The sequence below is a fragment of the Alicyclobacillus kakegawensis NBRC 103104 genome, from assembly GCF_001552655.1.
GTDB classification, from domain to species: Bacteria; Bacillota; Bacilli; order Alicyclobacillales; family Alicyclobacillaceae; genus Alicyclobacillus_G; species Alicyclobacillus_G kakegawensis.
This window is the reverse complement of the sequence record NZ_BCRP01000012.1, coordinates 51,515-74,063: the sequence shown is the minus strand read 5'-3', so window position 1 is coordinate 74,063 and position 22,549 is coordinate 51,515. Positions and strand designations below refer to the sequence as shown.

The following is a 22,549-nucleotide window of genomic DNA, read 5'->3' as shown; positions in this document are numbered from 1 at the left end:
AATACACGTCTAACGAATTAGCAATCCCCTGTGTTCAGACTCTATGTTACCCAATAAACAAACATAAGTAAATACAAACAAAGAACATCAGACTATCGATACTCAATTTTCGTCATATACATCTACATCCGATTGAAAGTGAAAGACCTCGGGAAGAAGCTGCATCGTTTGTCCGTGCTCATCACGAATTAGGATATCAGACATGAACTCTTGCCAGCGTGTATTGGCCGGATGTTCATCCAACTTCCTCATGGCTGACTCAAAGCCATCGACCTCCATGTATGCAAAGAGCGTTGTCCCGTCCCTGAATATGCTGTACGTTTTGATACCCACCTCCTGAAAAGCTCGAAGCAGGTCCTCATATACTGCTTGATGCCGAGCCTCATAATCAGTTTCCGTACCTGGCAGAATCCTTAACCTAAACGCTCGTCTCTCCACAATGTTCACCTCCACACAAATTCAGCCAGGATGCAGGGCACAAGCAACCCCTCTCCTCCCCTCATCACATACCTATAGCACTACTGTTTCCCAACCCAATAATTCCCCTACTTTCTTTAATATACCAGAATTGTGCCCGATTGAAAGTGCACAGTGATGCGTCGGCGCCTCTCTGAACCATTTCTCCATATAATCGTCTGGATGCAACCGAAAGCGCACGGGAGTCTGCGTGTTGCCGATGTTCATTATCGGGCCTGGGACGGAATCGCCTTCGCTCACGATGAGTTTGAGGTGACCGCTTCTGACCTGCGTGACGTTAAGAGTCGTTACTGGTCCATGCTTCACCTTGGCCTCCACAGAGATGCCTGTTCCCTGCTTTCCGTGATAGAGCCCCATACCCCGCAGAATTGGCTTACCCTCCGCAATAGCAATGTGAAATGGACCATCGTGTCCTAGAAGGATGGTTTCGTGCTCATAATCAATGACGACAATTTCGGAATAACTCCCCCCGACACCGAGGAGGTCACAGATTTTCATTGCCAAAGCTGTCTTTATGTCCCCTTCGCCAGCACAAGGAATGCCCCGGGCAGTGAGCAGTGAATGTCCTAAGATGAATCCACCTTGCAATTTTTCATATTCCCCGCCTGGAGCACCGTGGTAGTAGTAGGTCAAAGCATGCAGATCGTATTGACGAACCAATTTCTCCTGAGCAGCGGCAACCGTGCATGCCCATCTCAATTGTTCTGGCGTTGGTCGCTTTGCAATGGGATCTGAAGGCGAATCGCCCGATATAGTGAAAAACTCATGCACGTCGCGCAGCTTCGCCTGCACTTCGTCGGCCGTAACCTCTTGTACTAAACGCGCTAGATCACACATCTCAATCACTTCGATGTGTATTCCCGCTTGGGCCTGTATCATCGTGAAATCACTGTACAGGTCCAGCATCCCGCTATACGTATTCCCCAAAAAGCCAAAGCGACTGGAACGTAGATTCGCGATCACGCCGGCCGCTCGTACCCATTCCTCGATTTTTCGCCAAGCACGCACAGCCTCTGGGCGATCCGCTGTACTTTCGTGAGACAACGACTCAGAAGGAGTATGACGCATACCCAGCAAACCGTTCACACCCCGGAAGCGAATGCCTGCCCGCTCAAAGGCATTCGAAATTTCCGGCACAGGACACGCACCACAATGAGCGAGCCATTCACCAGTGTGCGCCTGGGAGTAGTTGATCTGCGGTGTTGGCTGCAGATTCAACACGACAACCGGGCTGTGACAGATCTGATGCACCGGAAGCACTACAGAACTTGTCGCATACGTAGCCGCATGACAGAAAATCAAATCAACGTTTTTCTCATTAAACCATTCACCGGCTCGACGCCCTCGCTGCTCTGTATCCACCAGTCCGAAATTATAGACCTCGGCGTATTCCGCCAGCTTGCTTTCAATGAATTTCCCATACGCAACCAGGCGCTCTCTAAGCCCCTCAAACTGATTCCAGTAAGCATGTAGACCAATGGAATATAATCCAATACGCGGTTGCCGTGGTACTTTAATTGGATTCACAACTCTACACCCCCTTGTCGTAGTCATTTAAAAGTTGGGAGAAGACGTCGAGGAAGGGGCTGTTGTACGGTGAATATTTCCAGTACGCTCCAATTCGATTTCTTCAAGCGTTTTCCCTTCAGTCCTAGGTGCAAAAATAAGGCCGACCAAGGAACTGACGACGAGCATCATGGTAAGAATAAGCGCTAAAGTATGAAATCCGGTAGCCGTCAGGATCGGCACAAAGAAGCTCCAAAGCCCCAAACCGATACGCACAACAGCAAACATGAATCCCTGGGCCGTACTGCGCAACTTTGTAGGAAACAACTCCCCGGACCATAACTGAAAGAAAGGCTGCTGCCCAAACCCGAAGCCAATACCATAGAGGATAACGTTAATTAAAGCTATCCAAGTGTTTAAGTCGAATAGAACAAACAGCAAGAAAGCAATAACCTGCAGCACTGCTGAGATTGCAAACAGCCAACGACGATTCACTCGATCATTAAGTGGCATAAATACAAGTAAAGTGCTTAGAACGGTGAGAAGGAAGTTAAAACACTGGAGTTCGACACTTGTGGCCTGCGACTCCGATCCCACCGTATGCAGAATATACGGCAAGAAGAATCCATTGGTTCCCGCCACGAGATTCCATAATCCATACATAACAATGCAAAAGACAAGACCACCCAAGTGCACTCGGTTCGAAAGCAATTGCTTCAAGTCAGACGATGCAAGCACTCGTCTGGAGCTCCCAGTCCCACCGACGGAACCAGACTCAACCTGCACGGCCCGCTTCCATCGTTCGGATTCGACCACGCCCCTGCGTAAGGCCCATGTAATAACGGCGACAATCAACAGGTGCACAAACAGCAATCTGACTCCCAACACACCTAAAGGCGATAAGAACAATGCCAGCAGCAAAGTGATAACGGGCCCGAGATTCCATAGCACTTGAGCAAATCCGCTCATTTTTCCTCGAGATTTACTGGGTGCCAACTCTGCAATCAGTGTCCAGGAAGCCGGGACATCCGCACCTACGGCTAACCCGACGACAATGTATCCCACAATTAACATCCAAACCTTAACAGCAAATATAATCCACAATATACCAAACGAATAGACAAGTAAATCCCAAGTATATATCTTTTTACGGCCGTAAACATCACAGATTCTTCCGCCAATAAGCGCCCCTACTCCAGCCGAAATCGCATTTGAACTAAAGGCTCCTAGAACCCCCACCAAACTGTTGCTCATATGAAATTGTGTAGCCCAGATGCTCAACCCAGATGCACCAGCGACAATCGACCCTGCATCAATGTAATTGGCCATTGAAGCTACTGCAGTCCATTTCCACTGCTTTCTAGTAACCGCTTCCGAAGACGGCATAGTCTGCACAGAATTACCCACCATAAACTCCCCTTCCCACATTAAATCATGCATAAACAAACTATAGTAAGCGGTTTCTATCGACCAAATTATATATAAAACAAGACGCAAGTCAATACTATAAACAAATAAAAACAAAGATCCAGAAGCTAGAATCTAGCGTGACTCCGTTGGTATCTGTTAGTATCTAAAGTAACAACTTGTTTATCGTGTCAGTATCCGCAAGAGCTGAGGAGACCTAAAATACAATCGTGTTATGTCCGGTATGCTGTGTAAAACAGATGATATCAGGTGACATAAAATGAGTCATGTGCTCTTCCTTTGGTAGAATGCGAGATAGACAAGGATACATCAACAGAAGAGAAAGAAGATGGCCACTCCCAAACCGTGGACGATAAGATTTTTGGTAGCCTGTTTTTGTGGGATGGGAGTGTAGTGTAGCTGATAGAGCATGTCATCAGCCAGACCCTGACTCAGGTGAAAGAGCAGTTCAAGGCAGTTCCGTACGAATAGAATAAAGAAAACCAGAGCTATCGCAACGGTACCCCGTGCGCTCACGACTTGTGTGGGGACGCTGATCCTAAGAGTGCCCGAACGAGAAACGATCAGTTTGCGACGGAGCTATATCAGAGATGTGTAAACAACGCCTGAATTCAATTGGAATAGCAGTTCCCGGGACCATCGCTATCCGTTCATATTGGATGGACGCACTTATTCTCAAGATCCTAGAGGAGGAGCGTATTCGCTCCTGGGCCAGGATGATCGCTGTGGAAATCAACAATGAAGAGGATTATCGTGCGATAAAACAATTCCGCAAGATATAGCGAAATATGATATCGGTTTCATGATTGATGATACGGATTGTGCGTTTCCGTGTCTAGGCCCACATATGGTGCCCATTTCTTGAACGCTAAATTATTTTTCAAATTAAAATTAGCCAAAAAATTCACCAATATAAAATCAACTAGCACGCCCCCGCTATCGGTCACGGGCGAGTGCCCAGACCCGGCAGGGTTTCGCATCGACCGAGGTTTTCAAAAGGCCACAGGCTAACTCACGCCAATCGCCTTCGAGGTTCCGTACCATACGGAGCTTGGGAATGTGTGCTAATATGAATCGGGCAACCTGGACAGTCGTGGAATTTCAAGAACATCCAGGATCTATTGGGACAACTGGACGTATGCAATTGTCGGCGCAGAGGTGTTTGTAACGCCCAAATCGAAACACGTTGCAGCGCCGGACGATGAGGGTACCGAGTGTTGATAGTGGGGGAATGGCGATCGCACTGGTGGCGACCGCGCAAAGACAAACCAGCCTGCCGCCCGTCTGGACGACAATACTGCGTGAAATCCCGTGCCATGTGGAGCCCATTTGTCTCCACGAACCGACTCACATCAAGGAGCTTGATTCGTAACATACGAAGATATGCTTAACGTATGTCACCCATATGTCACCCATAGGATCCGCACATATCCCCTGGTCCTCTGAGCACGCCAGCTCCTGGCTTCCAACCGCGAAATCCTGACGCTGGAGGATGCTGTTTCCAGCCTGCGGCGATGCGACTCTGCAGCCGGTCCCAAGGAATGATCCCGCTCGTCGCGTCCGCCTGCTCGACATTGCATGCGCCCGCCGCTAGCGCCGTGATCATAGCTCGCTCTGGCGACATACCACGGAGGAGTGCCGCCAAAAATCCAGCGATAGTGCAATCACCGGCTCCCGTTGTCCCCGCGACGTTCACCCGGAAACAGGGTGCATACAATTCTCGACCTGACCAGCCGTGATCTTCCCATGCGGCTTGCCACCATGCGGGACGCGCGTCATCTCCGGGAGCTCGTCCATTCGGTTGGTGCACGCCGCGGGTACGCAGGTATAGTCCTTGTTCTCCCAATTTGACTGCAATCACATTGGCCCCCATCGACAGGGCCAGGTCCGCAACCGTGGCTAGGTCATCTGCTGTCACGTAGCTGACGAATTCCCCGCCTTGCCTACGGATAGCGTCGTAGCGCTGCCGTGCCAACATGTACATGAGTTCCTCGACACTGGGCATAAACAGATCGACATGCGGTAGGACCTGTTGCAAAAAGCCCACCCAATCTGCCTGCCCTGAAGGGCGATCCGGATCCGGCATGGCCATGTCCAGCGACGTCACAGCCCCTGCTCTCCGAGCCGACTGAAACAACGCTGATAATTCCTCCCCGCCGTCTTCGTACAGCCTCCGCATCAGCGGGGGATAACCGAAATGAAACAACTCTATACCCGAGTACAAATCGGGCGCGACATCGGCCGCGCAAAACGTATCATTGGTACCCGGATAGTGTAACAGCAGTCGATCGGTGTGACGCGGATTCAGCACAACGGTGTACGAGGTTTGCGCCTCTTCATCCACAACCAAACACAATTCGGACGACTCTTCGGAACCATTTGCGCCCGCACCACCTTTCCCCCCATCACACGGCGCACGGCCGATTTGCCGCTGCAGCATCTCCCGAACCTGAACCGCGAACGGATCCGTACCAACTTTCGCAACCAAGCGGACTGGAATGCCGAGGTGATGTACAGCAACACCCGTGTTTGCCACCGCCCCCCCCGCTGCGAAGTGTGTCGGCCCGATCTCGAACAGTCGGCCCGGCGCGAAATCTCGAAACCCTACGCGACTGTCCGACATGTCTGGAATCACATCCAGACAGACATGCCCCGCTACCATGACAACAGGCTTACCAGCGCCTGCAGCGGAGTGGTCTGCCCGGTACTGGATCCCCGAAGCATGCACTTCCTTCATCGTGCCATCCTCCCCGCTCACTCCAGGAGACTTACCGTCTCCCCTGTGGCGTGTGACACGAGCGCCGCAGTGAACAGGCGGTGACTCTGCGCGGTCTCCTCTGGAGTCGCACAACGCATCGGCTGTCTCATCTCAACCCCGTTCACTACCTCGTCACAAAAGGCCGCCCACATTTGCAAGATAGAATCTGAAAATCCGAATTCAAATATAGGCCCTGTGATAGATGGGTACGCGCTCTCGTGTGCTACATCCGTCACCTCCCATGATTGCGCAGCGCCTGGTTGATACCGCAGTGTCAACAGTTGCTTTGGGTTTTTTGTGCTGTATTCTACCGAAAACCGTGTCCCAATGATGCGCAAAAACCACGTATTCGCGTGGCCCGGCGCTATCCGCTTCATCGACAGCGTCATAGGAAACCTATCCCCATTCGCCGCCTCCGCCTCACACAGTAAGAGGGCGTTGTCCCATGTGTCGCACGCCACCCGTCCGCCATGCCCGTCCGGCCGCTCCGTCACAATGTTCGACAACACCGCCCGGACGTTGCGAGGTCTCCAACCAAAGCGGAACGGAAGATGTACCACATGCAGTCCGAGGTCCCCCATACACCCGTAAGCGCCGTTGGTTTTCACCAATCTCTTCCAATTTATTTCTTTGTCAGGATTCAAGTCGCTAGAATGCCAGAATCCAGCTTCCACCTCAATCAACCGTCCAAATCGCCCCTCTTGGACGTACTTGGCGATTTGATATGCACCGGGAAAAAACGGAAACTCAGACGAGCACCGCACCAATACTTCTGGATTCTCATGGCACATCGCCAGAATCTGCTGATTGGCCACCTCGTCGATGCCAAACGGCTTCTCACCCATCAGGTGCTTACCCGCTCGGATTGCATCCACATATGTACGCGCGTGCAGATGATGCGGCAAGGCACAGTACACGGCGTCGACGGAAGGATCGGCCAGCAACTCATGGTAGTCGCGTGTGACGCGCTCCACCGTCGGCACGTTGTCTTCGAACCAACGTGTCGCTCGCTCATTCACGTCACACACAGCGACAATCGACGGTGCAAAATCCAACCCGTCCAAATGGCACCAGCGCATCGCAGCGCTTGCGAACTCTCGTCCCATCAACCCGGCTCCGATGACACCAAAGCGCAGCACTCGCCTCTGTGCCAATCGATTACACCTCTTTCCTGAGGATCCGCAGGGCATCCTCCACACTTGCCCCGCCGTGCACAATGGCCAAGAACGCCCGTGTCATCGCCTGTGGATCGTCGGATTGGAGGACGTTGCGCCCGTACACTATTCCGGAGGCACCTTGTCGCATCAGGGCGTGCGTGCGCCGCAGGATGTCTTCTTCCGACGCTTTGCCGCCACCCCGAGGCAGCACAGGACGGCCGCCTGCCGCTTCCACCACATAGTGAAAATCTTCCACATTATCACAAGGGTCTGCCTTGATGACATCTGCACCAAGCTCGACAGCCTGGCGTACGAGTGGAACAATTTTCTCCAGAGTGCCGTCCACCATATAGCCTCCGGCTACCTCGTTCGGCTGCATGACCAACGGTTCCACCATTAGTGGCATCCCATATCTCTCACATTGAAGCTGGAGTTTGGCGACATTGGCGACGCACTGATGATACAGTTTCGGCTGGTTCGGCAACCAGAGCAGGTTCACCACTACGCACGCAGCGTCCAGGCGCACAGCATGCTCCACTGCGTCCTCAATTAGTTGACTGAAGAGGTAGTCAGGCAGCTTGCGTCCGTAGACATTTGCTACATCAGTCCGCATGACCAGAGCCGGTTTGTGCTTCCCTTTTATCGACTGTAGGATGGGGCCTTGTCCCGGACTTAATTGAATAGCGTCGGGACCCGCATCCGCGATGGTTACCACTGCCTTCTCTATGTTCTCAATTCCTTGCAGGAAACTGTTTTCATTGAAAAATCCGTGATCTATGGCAACGTCAAAACATTTCCCGTCGGGTCCAAACAACCGATTTAACCGGGCTGCTTTCACTCTTCATACACTCCGCCTTAACTCGAATGTCAATCCAGATGTGGGGAGGTCACGCGTGTCGCCCGAGACTTGAACTTCCCGCGATAACCACTCGCACCCCTCGCTCCTCAAGTTTACGGACGACAGTCAGAGAGATTTCGGAATCCGTAATAAACACATCAACATCTTTCCACTGTGCAAACGTGTAATACGATTGGGCGGCGAACTTGCTCGAATCCGCAACAAGAATTACCTGTTCGGAACACTGTATCATCTCTTGCTTGATCTCCGCCTCGTATAGGTTGAAATTCATCAACCCGTTCTCTAAGGACAGCGCCGAAGCACCAAGAAAAACCTTGCGTGCCCGCAAGTCAGTCAGAAACGCCTTCGCCTTAGGACCCACAGTTGACTGAGTGGCTGAGCGCAGGTCGCCTCCAATCAAATGGAGGCTGACCGGCTTCCCCATCAGTTCCAGACCGATGGGAATGGAATTGGTGATGACCACTTGATCAGGTGACGGCTGAAACGCCTTGGCGACCTGCAACGTGGTCGATCCGGCATCGAGCAGTATCACATCTTCGGGCTGGATCAGCGACACCGCTTCCTTGGCAATCGCTCTCTTGGCCTCTACGCGCGCTGTTTCCCGAGCTACCATGGAGTATTCATGAGGTGCACCGAGAACGTAATCTGCCAGCACCAGATCCGCCAGCACCGCTCCTCCGTAAACCTTGCGAACGATGCCTTTCCGCTCCAGGACATCTAGGTCTCGTCGAATAGTCATGTCCGACACGGAGAACAGTTCCATCAACTCCGCGACGGAGACCATTCGTTTTTCACGGATTAACTCGGTAATGCGCGCTTGACGTTCAATGTTCAACATGACGACAGACCCCATATAGTAGGCAACTCAATTGTTTGCCGGAAGACCATTAGGATAGACCATCACCTTCAAGCTCCCGCTCTTGTTGGTCCGCGCTCGTTCCAAAGCGTCTTTCGCCTTCTCTAGCGGATACTGATCTGTAATCAGACTTCTCACGTCATAGTTTCCTGAAGCAAGAAACTTGATACCTTGCGAGTACGTATTTGCATATCGGAATACCCCGAAGATGTCCACCTCAAAGCTTGAGATGAATGGTACGTTCATTCCAATCTCGTCCTGTGCCGGCAACCCCACGATACCCAACCGACCGCCACGCTTCAAGGACATGAGAGCAGACTGCAAAGCCCGTGGGTTGCCAGCAGTCTCCACGGCCACATCCACTCCTGCACCATCTGTCATTTCGCGTATGACCTCCACCGGGTCCCGCTCCTGCACATTGACCGCCACGGAGGCTCCAAGGTGTTTCGCTGCCTCCAGCCGAATGGGCTCTAAGTCCGTGACGTACACTTCCGACGCCCCAAACGCTTTGGCTGCAACCACAGTTAGCAGGCCCACGGGGCCCATACCCATTACCGCGACGCGCGATCCAGGCTGGACACCCGCCCGCCTACAGGCGTGAATACCCACCGACAACGGCTCGACTAACGCCGCCTCTTCAAACGAGAGACTATCTGGAATCTGAAACACGAAGTCCTCGCGATGCTTGATATATTCCACAAACGCCCCGTCATATGGAGGTGTCGCTAGAAACTGCACCTCCGGGCACAGATTGTAGCGGCCCGATTTGCAGGCGTCACAGCGACCACAGGTAACGCCAGGTTCTACCGCTACACGATCCCCCACCTTCACGCGCGAAACCTGACTGCCTACATCCACCACGATGCCTGCGCACTCGTGTCCCAGAATGATGGGCTTCTTCACGACAAAGTCTCCGATGCGTCCGTGTTCGTAATAATGCACGTCAGATCCGCATACCCCGACCGCCATCACCTTTACGAGTACTTCGTGACTCCCCAGCTCAGGTACTGGCAGTTCCTTTATACTCACCTGAAACGGTCGCTCCAACACGGCAGCACACATCTGCTTGGGCACCTGGGTTACGGTAGACGAGGTAGACTTAACTTCGATAGCCATCTCGCTTTCCCTCCCTTATTTCTGTTTCGCATGTATAATTACGCCACTCGACTGTTTGCTAATTAGCCACAGTGGTCATGCGTAGACATCATTTCACTGCTCCCATCGAAAGACCGCGCACCAGGTACTTACGGACGAAGATACCGGCAATCACCATCGGCAGGATGATGATGGTCCCCGTGGCCATCGCCTGTCCCCATTGGACACCTTCCTGAGAAACTAGCAAGGACGCTGCAACCGGTACAGTCTGCGTGCTCTGCCCAGTAAACACGGAGGCGAATGAATAGTCATTCCAGGCAAACATCAAGCACAGAATGCCAGTTGCCACCAAACCGGGAGCCGCCATAGGTAACGTTACCCTCCAGAATGCCTCAAACTTACTGCACCCGTCCACCATCCCTGCCTCCTCAAGTGCCGGCGGGATGTCCCTGAAGAAGGTCATCATGATCCATAATGCAAATGGAAGATTGAATGTCGTATAGGCGAATACCAGCCCCGTCATAGTGCCAATGAGGCCAAGCTTGGAGAACATCAAATACAAGGGCAGCATTACAGCCGGGATAGGTGCCATGCGTGTACTAATCACCCAAAAAGAAAGATCACTTTCGCGCTTGAAATTCCCTCGTGCGAGAGCGAAGCCACCTAGTGTCCCCAAGACCAGGGAAATGATTGTGGACAATACCGACGCTACCACACTGTTCCACAGGTAATGTCCGAAATTCCCGGTCGATGAGAACATCTGACGATACGTGTCAAATGTAGGCTTAAAAAAGAATTTCGGAGGCATTGAGAACATTCCTGCTTGTGTCTTTAACGACGAGAGAACCATCCAAAGAATTGGCAATAACGCCCATATAAGCGCGATGACGACGATGATATAAATGAGAGTTGTTCCCACGGAACTCCGCTTCTTTCCAGCACGACTCCTGCCCATCACTGCTCACCCCTCGCGAAGATCCGAATGAACGTCCTGCCCAAGAAAATACTCACAATTAACATGGTAAAACCGATAGCTGCGGCTCGACCGAAGTCTTGGAATTGGAATGCGACCTGAACCAGATAGTAACCAATAGTCTTAGTGGAGTCGGCGGGCCCCCCCTCCGTAGTAATGAGAATAGTATCCACATAACGGAGGATATCCATCGACCGAATCAATAGTGCCACGACAATAGTTCGCGACACCAGGGGCAAGATTACGTAACGGAGCTTGGCCCAATAGTTCGCCCCGTCTACGTCCGCCGCTTCTAGCGGTTCCTCCGGCATCGACTGCAGCCCAGCCAAGACAATAATTGTGATTAAGGGCGTCCACTCCCATACGTCCATTAGAATAATGGCCGGCATTGCCGTAGAGGTGGTACCCAGGATATCCGTCTTTATGCCAACCAATTGTAAAAACCACGCGTACATACCATACGTAGTGTTAAGCAGGAACCTGCCGAGTAAACCGGTGACGATAGGTGCCACAAACAGCGGTAGCATCCACAATGTAACGATTAAATTGCGGCCTTTTGGAATATGGTAGATGGCCAGTGCAATTCCGGTCCCGACCAGTAACTCTACTGCCAAGCCGATGATAACAAATATCGCCGTTCGTTCCCATGAGTGCCAATAAGTCGAATCTCGCAATATCGAAACCCAATTGTGCAACTGGTAAAACGTCGGCTGATCCGGGTTCACCGTGTAATTCATTAGACTGGCATAGATCATGTAGAAAAATGGAACCATGCTGATGACGGCTAGGATGACAATGGACGGCGTTAGCATCCATATCTCTGTTGTATTGCTGCGCTTCCGTCTACGAGTGACTTTGGGCCCAGCAACCGACAGCATGTGATCGCTACGCACTTCGCTTGCATTCGATTCCACGTTGTTGCTACGCCCCTTTCACGAGAACAACAGGGTCCAGTGCATCAATAAGCCTGAACCCTATTGTTCTTTCTTGCATACTTTAGTACCTGCAGTACCTGCGGATTATTGACCGGTCAACTGGTTGGTCTGCTGCGCGATATTTTTCATCGCCTGAGCCGGTGTTTCTTCGTTTGCCAGCATCTTAGATAACTCGGTAAACACAATAGAGTCCACCTGCGGCCACTGCGGGATCTTCGGGCGCATGTACACATTCTGCGACTTCCACGCCTCCAGCGTTGCCTTCATGGCCAACAGATTGGGCATTTCCTTGGATTCCGGCGTTCCAGGCGTCATGCCCTTCTTAATTTCAGGCAGGTTGTATACGGAGTAACGGGTCGGTGTTTCTCCACCATCCTTAGATTTCAGAATCATGTACTGCGATTGCGGCGAAGTGGCCCAGACTATAAACAGCCAAGCAGCCTTTTGTTCCTCGGATGTCGCGTTCTTGTTAATTCCAATACCGGTGCCACCAAAGATGTTCGCGCTGCGAGCCGGACCGTGTGGTAGGATGGCGTATCCAACCTTACCCACAACCTTCGACTTGGCCGGGTTCTCCATCATAGAGGCATCTTCGTGCCATTCTGGCGCCATAGCAATATCACCGGCGGCGAAAGCTTCAGCGAGTCCGTTCCAATCCCACGACGTACTACCCGGAGCGGCAGCTTGAACAATGTTCTTGTACATAGTGGCAGCCGCAATCGCTTTCGACGAATCCATCGCAGACGGTCCCGGATTCGCAGCACCAAGGCTACCGAGGCTCGAAGACTTAAAATAGTCTCCACCATACGCGGCTAAAAGATCACTGAAATCGCACTGCAGGGAGTCATATTGTTTGGCTTGATCTCCGGCAGCGTACTTGACTCCCTTGATAACGCCTTGCTTTATTTTCTGGTTGATCCACTTTTCAATTGTATAATACTGCTGCCACGTCAAATTCGGGCCAGGAGTCCAATCGAAGCCCTCTTCCTTCTTGAACATAGCCTTGTACGTTGGGTTGTCAAAGATGTCCTTGCGATAGAAGAGAATCATGGTTGGACAGTCATATGGCACCGCGTAAAGATGTTGCATGTTGCCCATATATCCGTCCACGAACAACTGGCTTTGGATAAAGTCCTTTAAACCACCAGGAATGTGAGGCAAATTAGGGTCATTATTGAACGTGTTCAAGTCCACGAAGTCATATGAGTACTTGGACAAAATCTGATAGGGATCCGCGTAAATAAGCTGGTACTTGTCCGATTTTGCAGCAAAGTCCAAGGCCACTTTTTGCGCCACCGTGTTCAGGTCACTTTGTTCTATCGTCACAGTAATTCCTGTGACCTTTTCGAACTGCTTGATATTATCTGCTAACGCGGAAGATGGCGGCGTATTCTCTGATATCAAAGTCAAATGTGTACCGGCAAACTGTTTCCAGTTGAACCCCTCTGGTGCTGTGATCTTTGGCAAACCTTTCACCCATCCAGGAAAGGGCGCCTGCACCTGCTTCGTGCTGGCAGCTTTCCCCCCACTGGTGACTTGGCTTGCATTGTTGCTGTTGCTTTCGGTCCCACAGCCCGCGAGAGTCACTAAAGAACCCAACATACATATCGAAGCCGCTTTCAACATACGCTGCTTCACAACACAACCCCCCTTGACTGCCCGTAAACGTAAAATAGACATCCTCGTTCTGACCCAACACTGAAACTGGCCACAATCCACGCGCAACCGACTCGTGAAACTACAATATCAGCCTATCCGCTGAGGAAACCGTCTCTAGACAGAGAACATCCTTGGAGTCTTCCCCAGCGATACAGCTCCTCTCACCCCCAAATTCTAGTTCATTCAACAACACCAGAACACAAATAAACAATTCTTGACGTGTAGACTATAGCAAATCAACAAGACATTGTCTAGAGTTGAACATCTACAAACACCCAACCACAAGATAATCACTCATGAGGGAGTGCGATGTCATGGGAGTAGAGTGGCCATGATTTCAAGATTCGGTTGTAGGCAGGAGAAAGGAACTTCGATCCACGGGTGCCCAGGGGATTTTCTATATCTCTCCGGAACTTGTGGACCGTTACAAAACTTAACTCCCCAAACTTATATCGCTCCCCGTGCCATGCTCAAAACTTCAGTTCGTCACTCCCCATATATCTTCAAAATCTTCACTGCGCCCATACCCACCGTCACACACTTCCAACTATCACCTTTATATGTCCACGCCCGGACTCGACCTGCTTGATGGCGTCTCCAAAATCGTCGAGTGAAAATCGATGTGTAATGATGTCACGAACATTCACAATACCCCGCTGCATGAATTTAATTGCCCGATCAAAACAGTGCGTCTGCGCGAATGAACCAATAATCTTCAGTTCTTTTCGGAACACTTCATACGGACTGATGACCATTTGGTCCGATTCGTTGCACACGCCGTACACCACGATCTTCGCGCCGTACTTGGCGAACTGTGTGCAGTGCTGGAGGACAGTGACTGCGCCTGTCGCGTCGATAATAACGTCAAATCCTTTCGGGTAACGCCGCTGTAACTCGGCCGTATGCTTGGAATAGTCGGACCTATCCATACGTACTACGTCAGCTGCCGCCAGCCCCGCCACCACTTCCAATTTGCGCTCGTCGGAAGCGACCACCACGAGGTTTCCGGCGCCCGCGTGGCGCAGCAACTGCGCCAGCACGATGCCCGTCGGTCCGGTACCAAACAACAGTACATCGTCCCCAGGGCGTACATCGATCACATCCAATCCGTGCACCGCACATGCTGTCGGCTCAATCATGGCTGCTTCTTCAAACGTAAGATTGCCAATCGGGAACACCTTGTCATGCCCCGCAGCCACATATTCGGCGAAACCGCCGGGCCCATTACACCCCAGAGAGTAGAATCTTTCACAAAATAGTGGTTCATTCCGCCGGCAGTAGTAACAGTGACCACACAACACTGTGTTGTCCACCGCCACTCTGTCCCCAGGCCTGAAAGCCTCCACCCCGCTTCCGACCTTGACAATCTCCCCAGCAAACTCATGCCCAGGTATCAACGGAAACTCCGCCAGAAACTCGCCATGGTGAATGTGCACGTCCGTTTTGCAAACGCCACACGTGGCGACTCTAACAAGGACCTGATTTGCCGCAATCTCCGGAACTGGCACATCTGCCACTCGAAACGAACGCGGCGCATCATATACAACCGCTTTCACGATTCCCTCACCTTTTTCTATTCCAGGTTAGTGTGCAGCTCGACCATATCCGTCTCTGTCCGGCCAAGCCGCTCTTTTAATCGCATTGCCAGCATATCGAGCAGCATGAGCTGCACCTGTTCAAACAACGTCCCCATCGGCTGGACGGACGAAGTGCCATTCCTGTCGTCACGCATTGTCCGCGCTGGAATCAAGACTGCTTGGTCCACCATTGGAAGTAATGGTGAATCCGTGGCGGCTGTAAAGAAAGCGATCCGAGCCCTGGCCGTCCTCGCAATCTTCATCAACGCCTCTACAGTCGCAAGATACCCAGTTCCAGAACTGGTCAGAAAAAGATCACCCTCGCCTATGCGTGGTGTCGTAACGTCGCCCACCACGTGAACCGTCAGCCCCAAATGCATGAGGCGCATCGCAAATGCTTGCAACATCAGTCGTTCGCGACCCAGGCCATACACGAACACCCGCTTAGCTTGGCAGATTTCGTCCAGTAGTTGTCCCAACTGCTCCTCCTCCACGCGTTGGAAGGCCTGGCGCAATTCTTGCATCATCCGATCCCGCAGTTCGAACGTATCACACTGGCCATTTCCCATTTGTTTACAAACATCCCCCTCCGCGGGATTCATAATGTTTGGTACCTATCCACCTGCAAACCCGGTTGAAATCCCCAGGCGAATCCTCATGTCTCACCACCTTTCTGAAATACACCAACAAAAATCAACAAATTAATCAGCCGATCTGTTTAGTTTTGATAAAAAGACAGTTCTATTGTGTCTTATCAACCACAACCTTGCAAGCTCCTAGGATCACGGGAACGTATAAAAAGTGCACACATAAACATGATCAACACAAACTTAACATTTCATGGAAATCGTTCGCCGGAAGGGATGTGAATCATAACCTCCCTCCTTTGCACGTCATGGGTGGACACACAGGGGGACCCGTTGACTGGCTCCTTGGCTTACAATAAGATAGTATCTGCCCCGACCAGAAGGCGCCGAGATTGGACGCATCTTCCTTTGGAAGGACAAACAGGGCTTCTATGCCCGTTCCAGTCTTGCTAGGAGGAGGGACTGCACACATGTCGAAGCTCTTTACCCCGTTTTCTTATAAAGGTCTTGAACTGAAAAACCGCGTCGTGATGGCGCCGATGTGCCAGTATTCGGTGACCGCCAAGGATGGCAAGCCCAACGATTGGCACTTTGTCCACTACACCAGCCGCGCCGTGGGCGGGGCCGGTCTGATTATCATCGAAATGACAGATGTCGAACCGGACGGTCGTATCACCGACTACGACCTGGGGCTGTGGTCAGATGACCACATCGCTGCCTTCGCGCGCATCATTGATGCCTGCCACCGACACGGCGCCAAGGTCGGAATTCAGATTGCCCACGCCGGACGTAAAGCCGAGGACGCGGAGGTACCCGTGGCACCCTCTCCCATCCGCTTCGAAGGTCCGGGATACAAGACGCCGCGCGCGTTGAGCACGGACGAAGTGAAGCAGATGGTGGAAAAGTTCCGCCAAGCGGCCCGGCGGGCGGTGGCTGCGGGCGTGGACGTCATCGAGCTGCACGGGGCGCATGGCTATCTGATTCACCAGTTCCACTCTCCGTACACCAATCACCGCGACGACGAATACGGACAGGATTTGGCCCGGTTCGGCCACGAGGTGATTCAGGCGGTAAAAAGCGAAATGCCGGCCTCGATGCCGCTGTTCATGCGCGTCTCCGCGGTGGAGTATGTGGACGGGGGCTACGATGTAGACCATATTTTGGAAACCGGGAAACGGTACAAGGACGCGGGTGTCGACATCTTCCACGTCAGTTCAGGTGGCGAAGGGCCGGCTGGCAAGCGCAGGCCGGGAAATTATCCGGGCTACCAAGTTCCGTTTGCCCGCGCATTCAAGGAGACGCTGGGGACGCCGGTGATTGCAGTGGGCATGCTGGAGCATCCCGCCCTGGCGGAGGCGGTCGTAGCCAATGGGGACGCCGATTTGGTGGCGATTGCCCGAGGCCTGCTGCGCGATCCGTATTGGCCGATTCACGCGGCGCAGGTGCTCCAACAGGAGCCTCAGGTGCCAAAGCAGTACATGCGGGCTTTTTGACAGACGACAACATCCAGGCCGCCCGCACGCCCCGGGGCGCGACAGCCGGTAGCCGCCCGGGCGCGTGTCTGGACTCCAATACACACAGAAATATGCACAGGCCCAGCCAGACCCGCCAGGAACCTGGCGGGTTTGTCTGTTCTTACGCACCCCATGCGGGGTCAAGCGTGGCTCTCTCCGCTCATCTCTGGCGCTGTCGACGCCGCCAGTTTGCCTTCCTGATACCACTGACGCAGCGTCTTCTTCGAGAACTTGCCCACGCTGGTCTTGGGGATTTCCCTGACAAAGACCACGTCGTCGGGCAACCACCACTTCGCGACCCTCGCGCGCAGGAACTCCAGGATGTCCGCCTTCGTTACGCGTCCCTCAGCGCCATGGACCGGCACAACGCAGGCAAGGGGTCGCTCCTGCCACTTTTCGTGCGGAATGCCGATGACCGCTGCTTCGGCGACCAGCGGATGCGCCATGATGGTGTTCTCGAGATCGACCGAAGAAATCCACTCGCCCCCGCTCTTAATCAGGTCTTTGGTCCTGTCGACAATCTGCAGGTAGCCGTGCTCATCCAAGGTGGCAATATCGCCCGTGCGGAACCAACCGTCCACGAACGACTGCTCGGTCTGATCCGCATCCTTGTAGTATTCCGCCAACACCCAAGGCCCACGCAGCCACAGCTCACCCATCTGCTTCCCATCGTGAGCGACCTCACACCCGTCCTCCCCGACGACACGCATCTCCAGGCCAGGCATGATGAGACCCGTTTTTGTCCGCAGCTTCAGCCTCTCGTCTTCGGAGAGATGGGATAAGGAGCTCTTGGGTTCATTCACGAAGGTCACGGGGGTCGTCTCGGTTTGCCCGTACCCTTGCCACAGACGCACCCCCAGTTCACGTTCAAAAGCCTGGGTCAGCGACGCCGGCATTGCGGCCCCACCGGACATCAGGAAACGTACACAGCTGAAGTCGTATTGTTGTGGATGGGCCCGCACATGCTGCAGCACACCCATCCAGATGGTCGGGACCCCCACCGCGAAGCTCACCCGCTCTGTGTGTATCAACTCGCACAGGTCTTTCGCAGTGGGGCGGCTGCCCGGATAGACTTGCTTGGCGCCGATCCAGGTATCGGTGTAGGGACGCCCCCATGCGTTGACATGAAACATCGGCACCACGGGCATGGTGACATCGTACTCACGCGTCCCCAGCTCACCGGTCAGACTGGTCAAACAGTGCAGATACAGACCACGATGCGTGTAAAGAACCCCTTTCGGATTCCCGGTGGTGGCCGACGTATAGCTCAGAATGGCCGGTGTCCATTCGTCAAACTCCGGAAACTCGTAGGTCTCGGGCTGGCCGGCGATGAAATCTTCGTAGTACACGGCACCAGGCAAAGACGTGGTGGGAGTCCCCCGTTTGTCCGTCATGATGATGTAGTGCTGGACAGTCTTCAACTCCGAGACCATCGACTCGATGAGCGGCACCAAGTCCTCATCGACAAACAGCGCCTTGTCTTCCGCGTGGTTGATGGTGTACACGATTTGATCCCGGAACAGACGGATGTTTACGGTGTGAAGCACCCGCTGAGAACAGGGGACGGCAAAGTACAGTTCGAGGTGGCGATGGTGGTTCCAGGCAAACGACGCGACGCGCTCTCCCTTTTGCACACCCAAAGCGTCCAGCGCGTTCGCCAATTGGCACACCCGCCGGTGCATGTCCGCGTAAGTATAGCGAACGGTCTGGGAGTAATCCCGGGACACAATTTCCTTTTCTGGAGACACGGTAACGGCGCGATACAACACCGAGCGGAGCAGCAGCGGATAGTTCATCATCTCGAACTCGTTTCCCCCTTTGTCGGACCACGGCCATCGCCGGCGGATGAGCTTGGTTCCATGGCCGAAACTGGTTCCTTGGCTCCGTGGCCCAGCATAACTGGGCGGAGTTGCGAAAGACAAGCGGACGACAGCACAATCTCAATCTGGATTGACCATTTCGTAACTCTACCAAACAGTCGGTCGATGACGAACACAAAAGATAGCGCTTTCATTTGTGTGAAACACAAGGGTTTCCTCCTTGTATGATACACCTTATCGGCCTCCTACGTATAGATGCGGTGGATGATCTGCCCGCCATTGGGCTTGGTAGCAGCCGTCGCTGCATGGTACAGTATAGCCATGTGGTGATCTGATGACTCGGTTATCGACACATTGAACACGCTGAAGGAGGAAAACGCTTGCCATCGCTCCAACCCATCCGCACGACCAAGACCACCGAAGCCGTGACCGAACGGCTGAAAGAGGCTATCCTGGGGGGCGTGTTTGCCCCGGGCAGCAGGCTGCCCTCGGTGCGGGAGCTGAGCCAACAGTTTTCGGTCGGACAGGCGGCGGTGCGGGAGGCCCTGTCAGCGCTCAAGGCGATGCACCTGGTGACGGTGAAACAGGGCGAGGGTACCTTCGTCACGCGCTTTGACGCGTCCGCGCTCGCGCGCCAAGCGACGGCCACCGGGGTGTTGACGCGGCAGGAGATGCGCCACCTGCTGGAGCTGCGGCGAGTGGTCGAAGGCGGGGCCGCCCGCCTCGCGGCCGGTCGCCGAACGACAGCTGACATGGAGACACTGGCCGGCGCATTGGCCGAGATGGAGGCCGATATCGCCAGCGGATCGCTGGGAGAGGCGGCTGACTGGACGTTCCACCGGGCGGTCGCGGCCGCCTCCGGGAATCCACTGTTTCCGTCGCTGCTGGATACCATCGCGGAGAAGGTGCAGGCCCAACTGTATGAAAGCCGCCGGCGGCTGTTTGAACGGCCGGGCGAAGCGCAAACGCTGTTGCGGCAGCACCAGCACATCGCCCAAGCCATCTTTGCAGCCGACGGGGACGGTGCGGAAGCCGCCATGCAGACCCACCTGCTCTATGTCGAGAGTCGGTTGCACCTGGAACGTCCGTCAACACAACCGTCCGAGGAGGTATGAGCGTGAAGGTGGCTCTGTTCGTTACGTGTCTGGTCGACAGCCTGTACCCGCAGGTCGGTGAAGCGATGGTGCGCCTCCTGCACCAGCTGGGCGTCGACGTAGATTTCCCGGAGCAGCAAACCTGCTGCGGGCAGCCGGCGTTCAACAGCGGTTACTGGGACGACGCCCGTGAGGTCGCCCGCACCCTGCTCGACGCGTTCGATCCGTACGATTATGTCGTGTCTCCGTCCGGATCGTGCTGCGGCATGATTCACCATTACTACCCCGATTTGTTTGCCGGCGATGCCCAAAGTCGCCGGCGAGCGGGCGCCCTGGCCGAGAAAACCTATGAATTCTCCCAGTTTCTCGTGCGCGTGCTGGGCGTGTCGGATGTTGGCGCCAGCTTCCCGGCGCGGGCCACGTACCATCCGTCTTGCCACGGATCACGGCTGCTCGGCGTGCGGGATGAGCCGTTGGAGCTGCTCCGTCACGTGCGCGGACTCGAGTTGGTTCCCCTCGCCCACGCGGCCGATTGCTGCGGCTTTGGCGGTACGTTCGCGGTCAAAATGGGCGAACTGTCGGGTGCGATGGTGGAGGACAAGGTCCGCCATGTCGAGGAAACACAAGCGCAGGTACTGGTGGGCACGGATATGGGCTGCCTCATGAACATCGGCGGCCGCATGGCGCGCGAAGGCCGCCGGGTCCGCGTGATGCACCTGGCTCAGCTGCTGTATGAAGGGACGCAGGCACAGCACAGGAGGGAAATCGTGGGATGAGCCAAACCGGAATTCGGGAGCGGGCGAAATCGGCGTTGCAGGATCCACTCTTGCAGCAGGCGGTGCAGTTCACGACCGACAGATTGCGCACACGCAAGGCGAATGTCACCGAGACGTTCGGCCGCTGGCAGGCATGGCGGGACCGGGGTCGCGATATTCGCGCCCATACGATTGCCCATCTGGACTTCTATCTGCAGCAGTTCGCCGACAACGTCCGGGCAGCGGGCGGCCACGTGCACTTTGCGGCCGATGCCGAGGAGGCGGCGCAGGCCATCGTCGACATCGCCAAGAAGCGGCGGGCGAAGCTCGTGGTCAAGTCCAAGTCGATGGTCTCGGAGGAAATCCACCTCAACCGGCACCTGGAGGACGAGGGAGTCCAAGTGGTGGAGACGGACCTTGGAGAATACATCATTCAACTGGCCGGGGAAACGCCTTCGCACATCATCATCCCCTCGATTCACAAGACGCGGGAGCAAATCCGGGAGTTGTTCACCAAGGCGGGCGGCGAAAACCTGACCACCGACACGAAAGCGCTGACCGGCTTCGCCAGGCGGACGCTGCGGACCCTGTTTCAGAGCGCCGACATCGGCGTCACCGGGTGCAACTTCGGCATCGCCGAGTCGGGCACGGTGGTCCTGTTCACGAACGAGGGCAACGCCGACATGGTCGCCAACCTGCCGCGGACGCATGTGGTCATCATGGGCATGGAGCGCATCCTGCCCAGCTTTGCCGACCTGGAGGTGTTTTCGCACCTGCTTCCCAAAAGCGCGACCGGGCAGAACGTCATCACCTACATGTCGTGCTTCACCGGTCCCAGGCGCGACGGAGAGGCCGATGGCGCCCGCGAATTGCACGTCGTCATCCTCGACAACGGTCGCTCCCGTCAGCTCGGCGACGCCGACTTTCAGGACATCCTGCATTGCATCCGCTGCGGCGCCTGCCTCAACGTGTGCCCCGTGTACCGGCAGATTGGTGGGCACGCGTACGGATCGGTCTATCCGGGGCCTGTCGGCGCGGTGCTGACGCCGCTGCTCAACCCGGGACCCGAGTACGCGGACTTGCCGTACGCCTCTAGTCTGTGCGGCGCTTGTTTCGAAGCCTGCCCGGTCCAGATTCCGCTGCACGACATGCTGGTCAAACTGCGCCGGCGCCACGTGGCCCAGGGGTTGGCCAAGCGCGGCGAACGGGCAGCTTTCCGCGGCTTCCGGCTTGTCTTTGCCCGTGCCGGGCGGTACCGCGCAATCATCCGAAGCGGACGCCTGGGTCAGGTGCTGGTGGCCCGCCACGGCGGGATTGACGCGCGCATCGGTCCCCTGCGCGGGTGGACGCAGACGCGGCGGGCCCCGGTCCTCGCCAAGCGGTCATTCCGGGAAAGCTGGCCCGGGCTCAGACAGGAGCTCCGCCAGGGCAACCGCCCGCCCGCGGCAGGGACTGAAGGCGCACCCGCGCATGAGACGGCGGTCAACAAGGAGTGAGGC

The 22,549-nt window shown here is 54.6% G+C and carries 18 protein-coding genes; 4 read left to right on the top strand and 14 right to left on the bottom strand.

Annotated elements, in window-relative coordinates; translation table 11 throughout:
• Positions 1-102: 102 nt before the first annotated feature.
• The 13 genes from AK2_RS10670 to hxlB all read right to left on the bottom strand — a co-directional run bounded on the left by AK2_RS10670 (position 103) and on the right by hxlB (position 15,849).
• A complete protein-coding gene (locus AK2_RS10670; RefSeq protein ID WP_083521093.1) occupies positions 103-438 on the bottom strand; it encodes an L-rhamnose mutarotase in 336 nt (111 codons plus the stop codon).
• A gap of 72 nt (positions 439-510) precedes the next feature.
• Positions 511-2,004, bottom strand: a complete 1,494-nt coding sequence (locus AK2_RS10665; RefSeq protein WP_245632868.1) for an L-fucose/L-arabinose isomerase family protein — start codon at positions 2,002-2,004, stop codon at positions 511-513.
• 27 nt (positions 2,005-2,031) lie between these two features.
• Entirely contained in the window at positions 2,032-3,390 is a 1,359-nt protein-coding gene (locus AK2_RS10660) for an MFS transporter (RefSeq protein ID WP_217994688.1), read from the bottom strand.
• A 1,429-nt stretch (positions 3,391-4,819) separates the two neighbouring features.
• Positions 4,820-6,148, bottom strand: coding sequence for a carbohydrate kinase family protein (locus tag AK2_RS10645; protein WP_067934159.1), 1,329 nt, complete (start codon positions 6,146-6,148; stop codon positions 4,820-4,822).
• Positions 6,149-6,165: 17 nt separating this feature from the next.
• Positions 6,166-7,323, bottom strand: a complete 1,158-nt coding sequence (locus tag AK2_RS10640; RefSeq protein WP_245629136.1) for a Gfo/Idh/MocA family protein — start codon at positions 7,321-7,323, stop codon at positions 6,166-6,168.
• A 4-nt stretch (positions 7,324-7,327) separates the two neighbouring features.
• Complete coding sequence (locus AK2_RS10635; protein WP_067929568.1) at positions 7,328-8,164, bottom strand: class I fructose-bisphosphate aldolase; 837 nt, start codon at positions 8,162-8,164, stop codon at positions 7,328-7,330.
• Between the two features lie 49 nt (positions 8,165-8,213).
• Positions 8,214-9,023: a DeoR/GlpR family DNA-binding transcription regulator gene (locus AK2_RS10630; protein WP_067934154.1), complete on the bottom strand. Its 810-nt coding sequence runs from the start codon at positions 9,021-9,023 to the stop codon at positions 8,214-8,216.
• A 27-nt stretch (positions 9,024-9,050) separates the two neighbouring features.
• A complete protein-coding gene (locus tag AK2_RS10625) occupies positions 9,051-10,157 on the bottom strand; it encodes an NAD(P)-dependent alcohol dehydrogenase (RefSeq protein WP_067934152.1) in 1,107 nt (368 codons plus the stop codon).
• Positions 10,158-10,245: 88 nt separating this feature from the next.
• The gene (locus tag AK2_RS10620) at positions 10,246-11,091 is read right to left on the bottom strand and encodes a carbohydrate ABC transporter permease (RefSeq protein WP_067934150.1); all 846 of its coding nucleotides are present in this window, start codon (positions 11,089-11,091) and stop codon (positions 10,246-10,248) included.
• Entirely contained in the window at positions 11,091-12,023 is a 933-nt protein-coding gene (locus AK2_RS10615) for a carbohydrate ABC transporter permease (RefSeq protein ID WP_245629135.1), read from the bottom strand. The genes AK2_RS10620 and AK2_RS10615 overlap by 1 nt, the downstream gene beginning before the upstream one ends.
• A 105-nt stretch (positions 12,024-12,128) precedes the next feature.
• Positions 12,129-13,682, bottom strand: a complete 1,554-nt coding sequence (locus AK2_RS10610) for an extracellular solute-binding protein (RefSeq protein WP_067934148.1) — start codon at positions 13,680-13,682, stop codon at positions 12,129-12,131.
• 554 nt (positions 13,683-14,236) lie between these two features.
• Positions 14,237-15,259, bottom strand: coding sequence for a zinc-dependent alcohol dehydrogenase family protein (locus tag AK2_RS10605; protein WP_067934147.1), 1,023 nt, complete (start codon positions 15,257-15,259; stop codon positions 14,237-14,239).
• Positions 15,260-15,276: 17 nt separating this feature from the next.
• On the bottom strand, positions 15,277-15,849 hold the full coding sequence (hxlB, locus tag AK2_RS10600; RefSeq protein ID WP_067934145.1) for a 6-phospho-3-hexuloisomerase: 573 nt from the start codon (positions 15,847-15,849) through the stop codon (positions 15,277-15,279).
• 488 nt (positions 15,850-16,337) lie between these two features.
• Between hxlB and AK2_RS10595 the strand changes: the two genes are divergently transcribed.
• Positions 16,338-17,360, top strand: a complete 1,023-nt coding sequence (locus AK2_RS10595; protein ID WP_067934143.1) for an NADH:flavin oxidoreductase/NADH oxidase — start codon at positions 16,338-16,340, stop codon at positions 17,358-17,360.
• A 161-nt stretch (positions 17,361-17,521) separates the two neighbouring features.
• On the opposite strand, the gene AK2_RS10590 is transcribed toward AK2_RS10595, so the two are convergent.
• Entirely contained in the window at positions 17,522-19,180 is a 1,659-nt protein-coding gene (locus AK2_RS10590; RefSeq protein ID WP_067934140.1) for a long-chain fatty acid--CoA ligase, read from the bottom strand.
• Positions 19,181-19,581: 401 nt separating this feature from the next.
• Between AK2_RS10590 and AK2_RS10585 the strand changes: the two genes are divergently transcribed.
• Genes AK2_RS10585 through AK2_RS10575 form a run of 3 tightly spaced genes read left to right on the top strand, consistent with a single transcriptional unit; the run spans position 19,582 to position 22,546 of the window.
• Positions 19,582-20,316 carry a FadR/GntR family transcriptional regulator gene (locus tag AK2_RS10585; protein WP_067934138.1) on the top strand — a complete coding sequence of 245 codons (735 nt, stop codon included), beginning with the start codon at positions 19,582-19,584 and terminating at the stop codon, positions 20,314-20,316.
• 2 nt (positions 20,317-20,318) lie between these two features.
• The gene (locus tag AK2_RS10580) at positions 20,319-21,071 is read left to right on the top strand and encodes a (Fe-S)-binding protein (protein WP_067934136.1); all 753 of its coding nucleotides are present in this window, start codon (positions 20,319-20,321) and stop codon (positions 21,069-21,071) included.
• Positions 21,068-22,546 carry a LutB/LldF family L-lactate oxidation iron-sulfur protein gene (locus AK2_RS10575; RefSeq protein ID WP_083521090.1) on the top strand — a complete coding sequence of 493 codons (1,479 nt, stop codon included), beginning with the start codon at positions 21,068-21,070 and terminating at the stop codon, positions 22,544-22,546. Before AK2_RS10580 ends, AK2_RS10575 begins: the two co-directional genes overlap by 4 nt.
• The last annotated feature ends 3 nt before the right edge of the window (positions 22,547-22,549 follow it).

What these genes read in the sequence shown, in the direction of transcription:
- AK2_RS10645 (WP_067934159.1), bottom strand. Translation starts at nt 6,148, where the DNA reads ATGAAGGAAGTGCATGCTTCGGGGATCCAGTACCGGGCAGACCACTCC.
- AK2_RS10630 (WP_067934154.1), bottom strand. Translation starts at nt 9,023, where the DNA reads ATGTTGAACATTGAACGTCAAGCGCGCATTACCGAGTTAATCCGTGAA.
- AK2_RS10625 (WP_067934152.1), bottom strand. Translation starts at nt 10,157, where the DNA reads ATGGCTATCGAAGTTAAGTCTACCTCGTCTACCGTAACCCAGGTGCCC.
- AK2_RS10620 (WP_067934150.1), bottom strand. Translation starts at nt 11,091, where the DNA reads ATGGGCAGGAGTCGTGCTGGAAAGAAGCGGAGTTCCGTGGGAACAACT.
- hxlB (WP_067934145.1), bottom strand. Translation starts at nt 15,849, where the DNA reads ATGGGAAATGGCCAGTGTGATACGTTCGAACTGCGGGATCGGATGATG.
- AK2_RS10595 (WP_067934143.1), top strand. Translation starts at nt 16,338, where the DNA reads ATGTCGAAGCTCTTTACCCCGTTTTCTTATAAAGGTCTTGAACTGAAA.
- AK2_RS10590 (WP_067934140.1), bottom strand. Translation starts at nt 19,180, where the DNA reads ATGATGAACTATCCGCTGCTGCTCCGCTCGGTGTTGTATCGCGCCGTT.
- AK2_RS10575 (WP_083521090.1), top strand. Translation starts at nt 21,068, where the DNA reads ATGAGCCAAACCGGAATTCGGGAGCGGGCGAAATCGGCGTTGCAGGAT.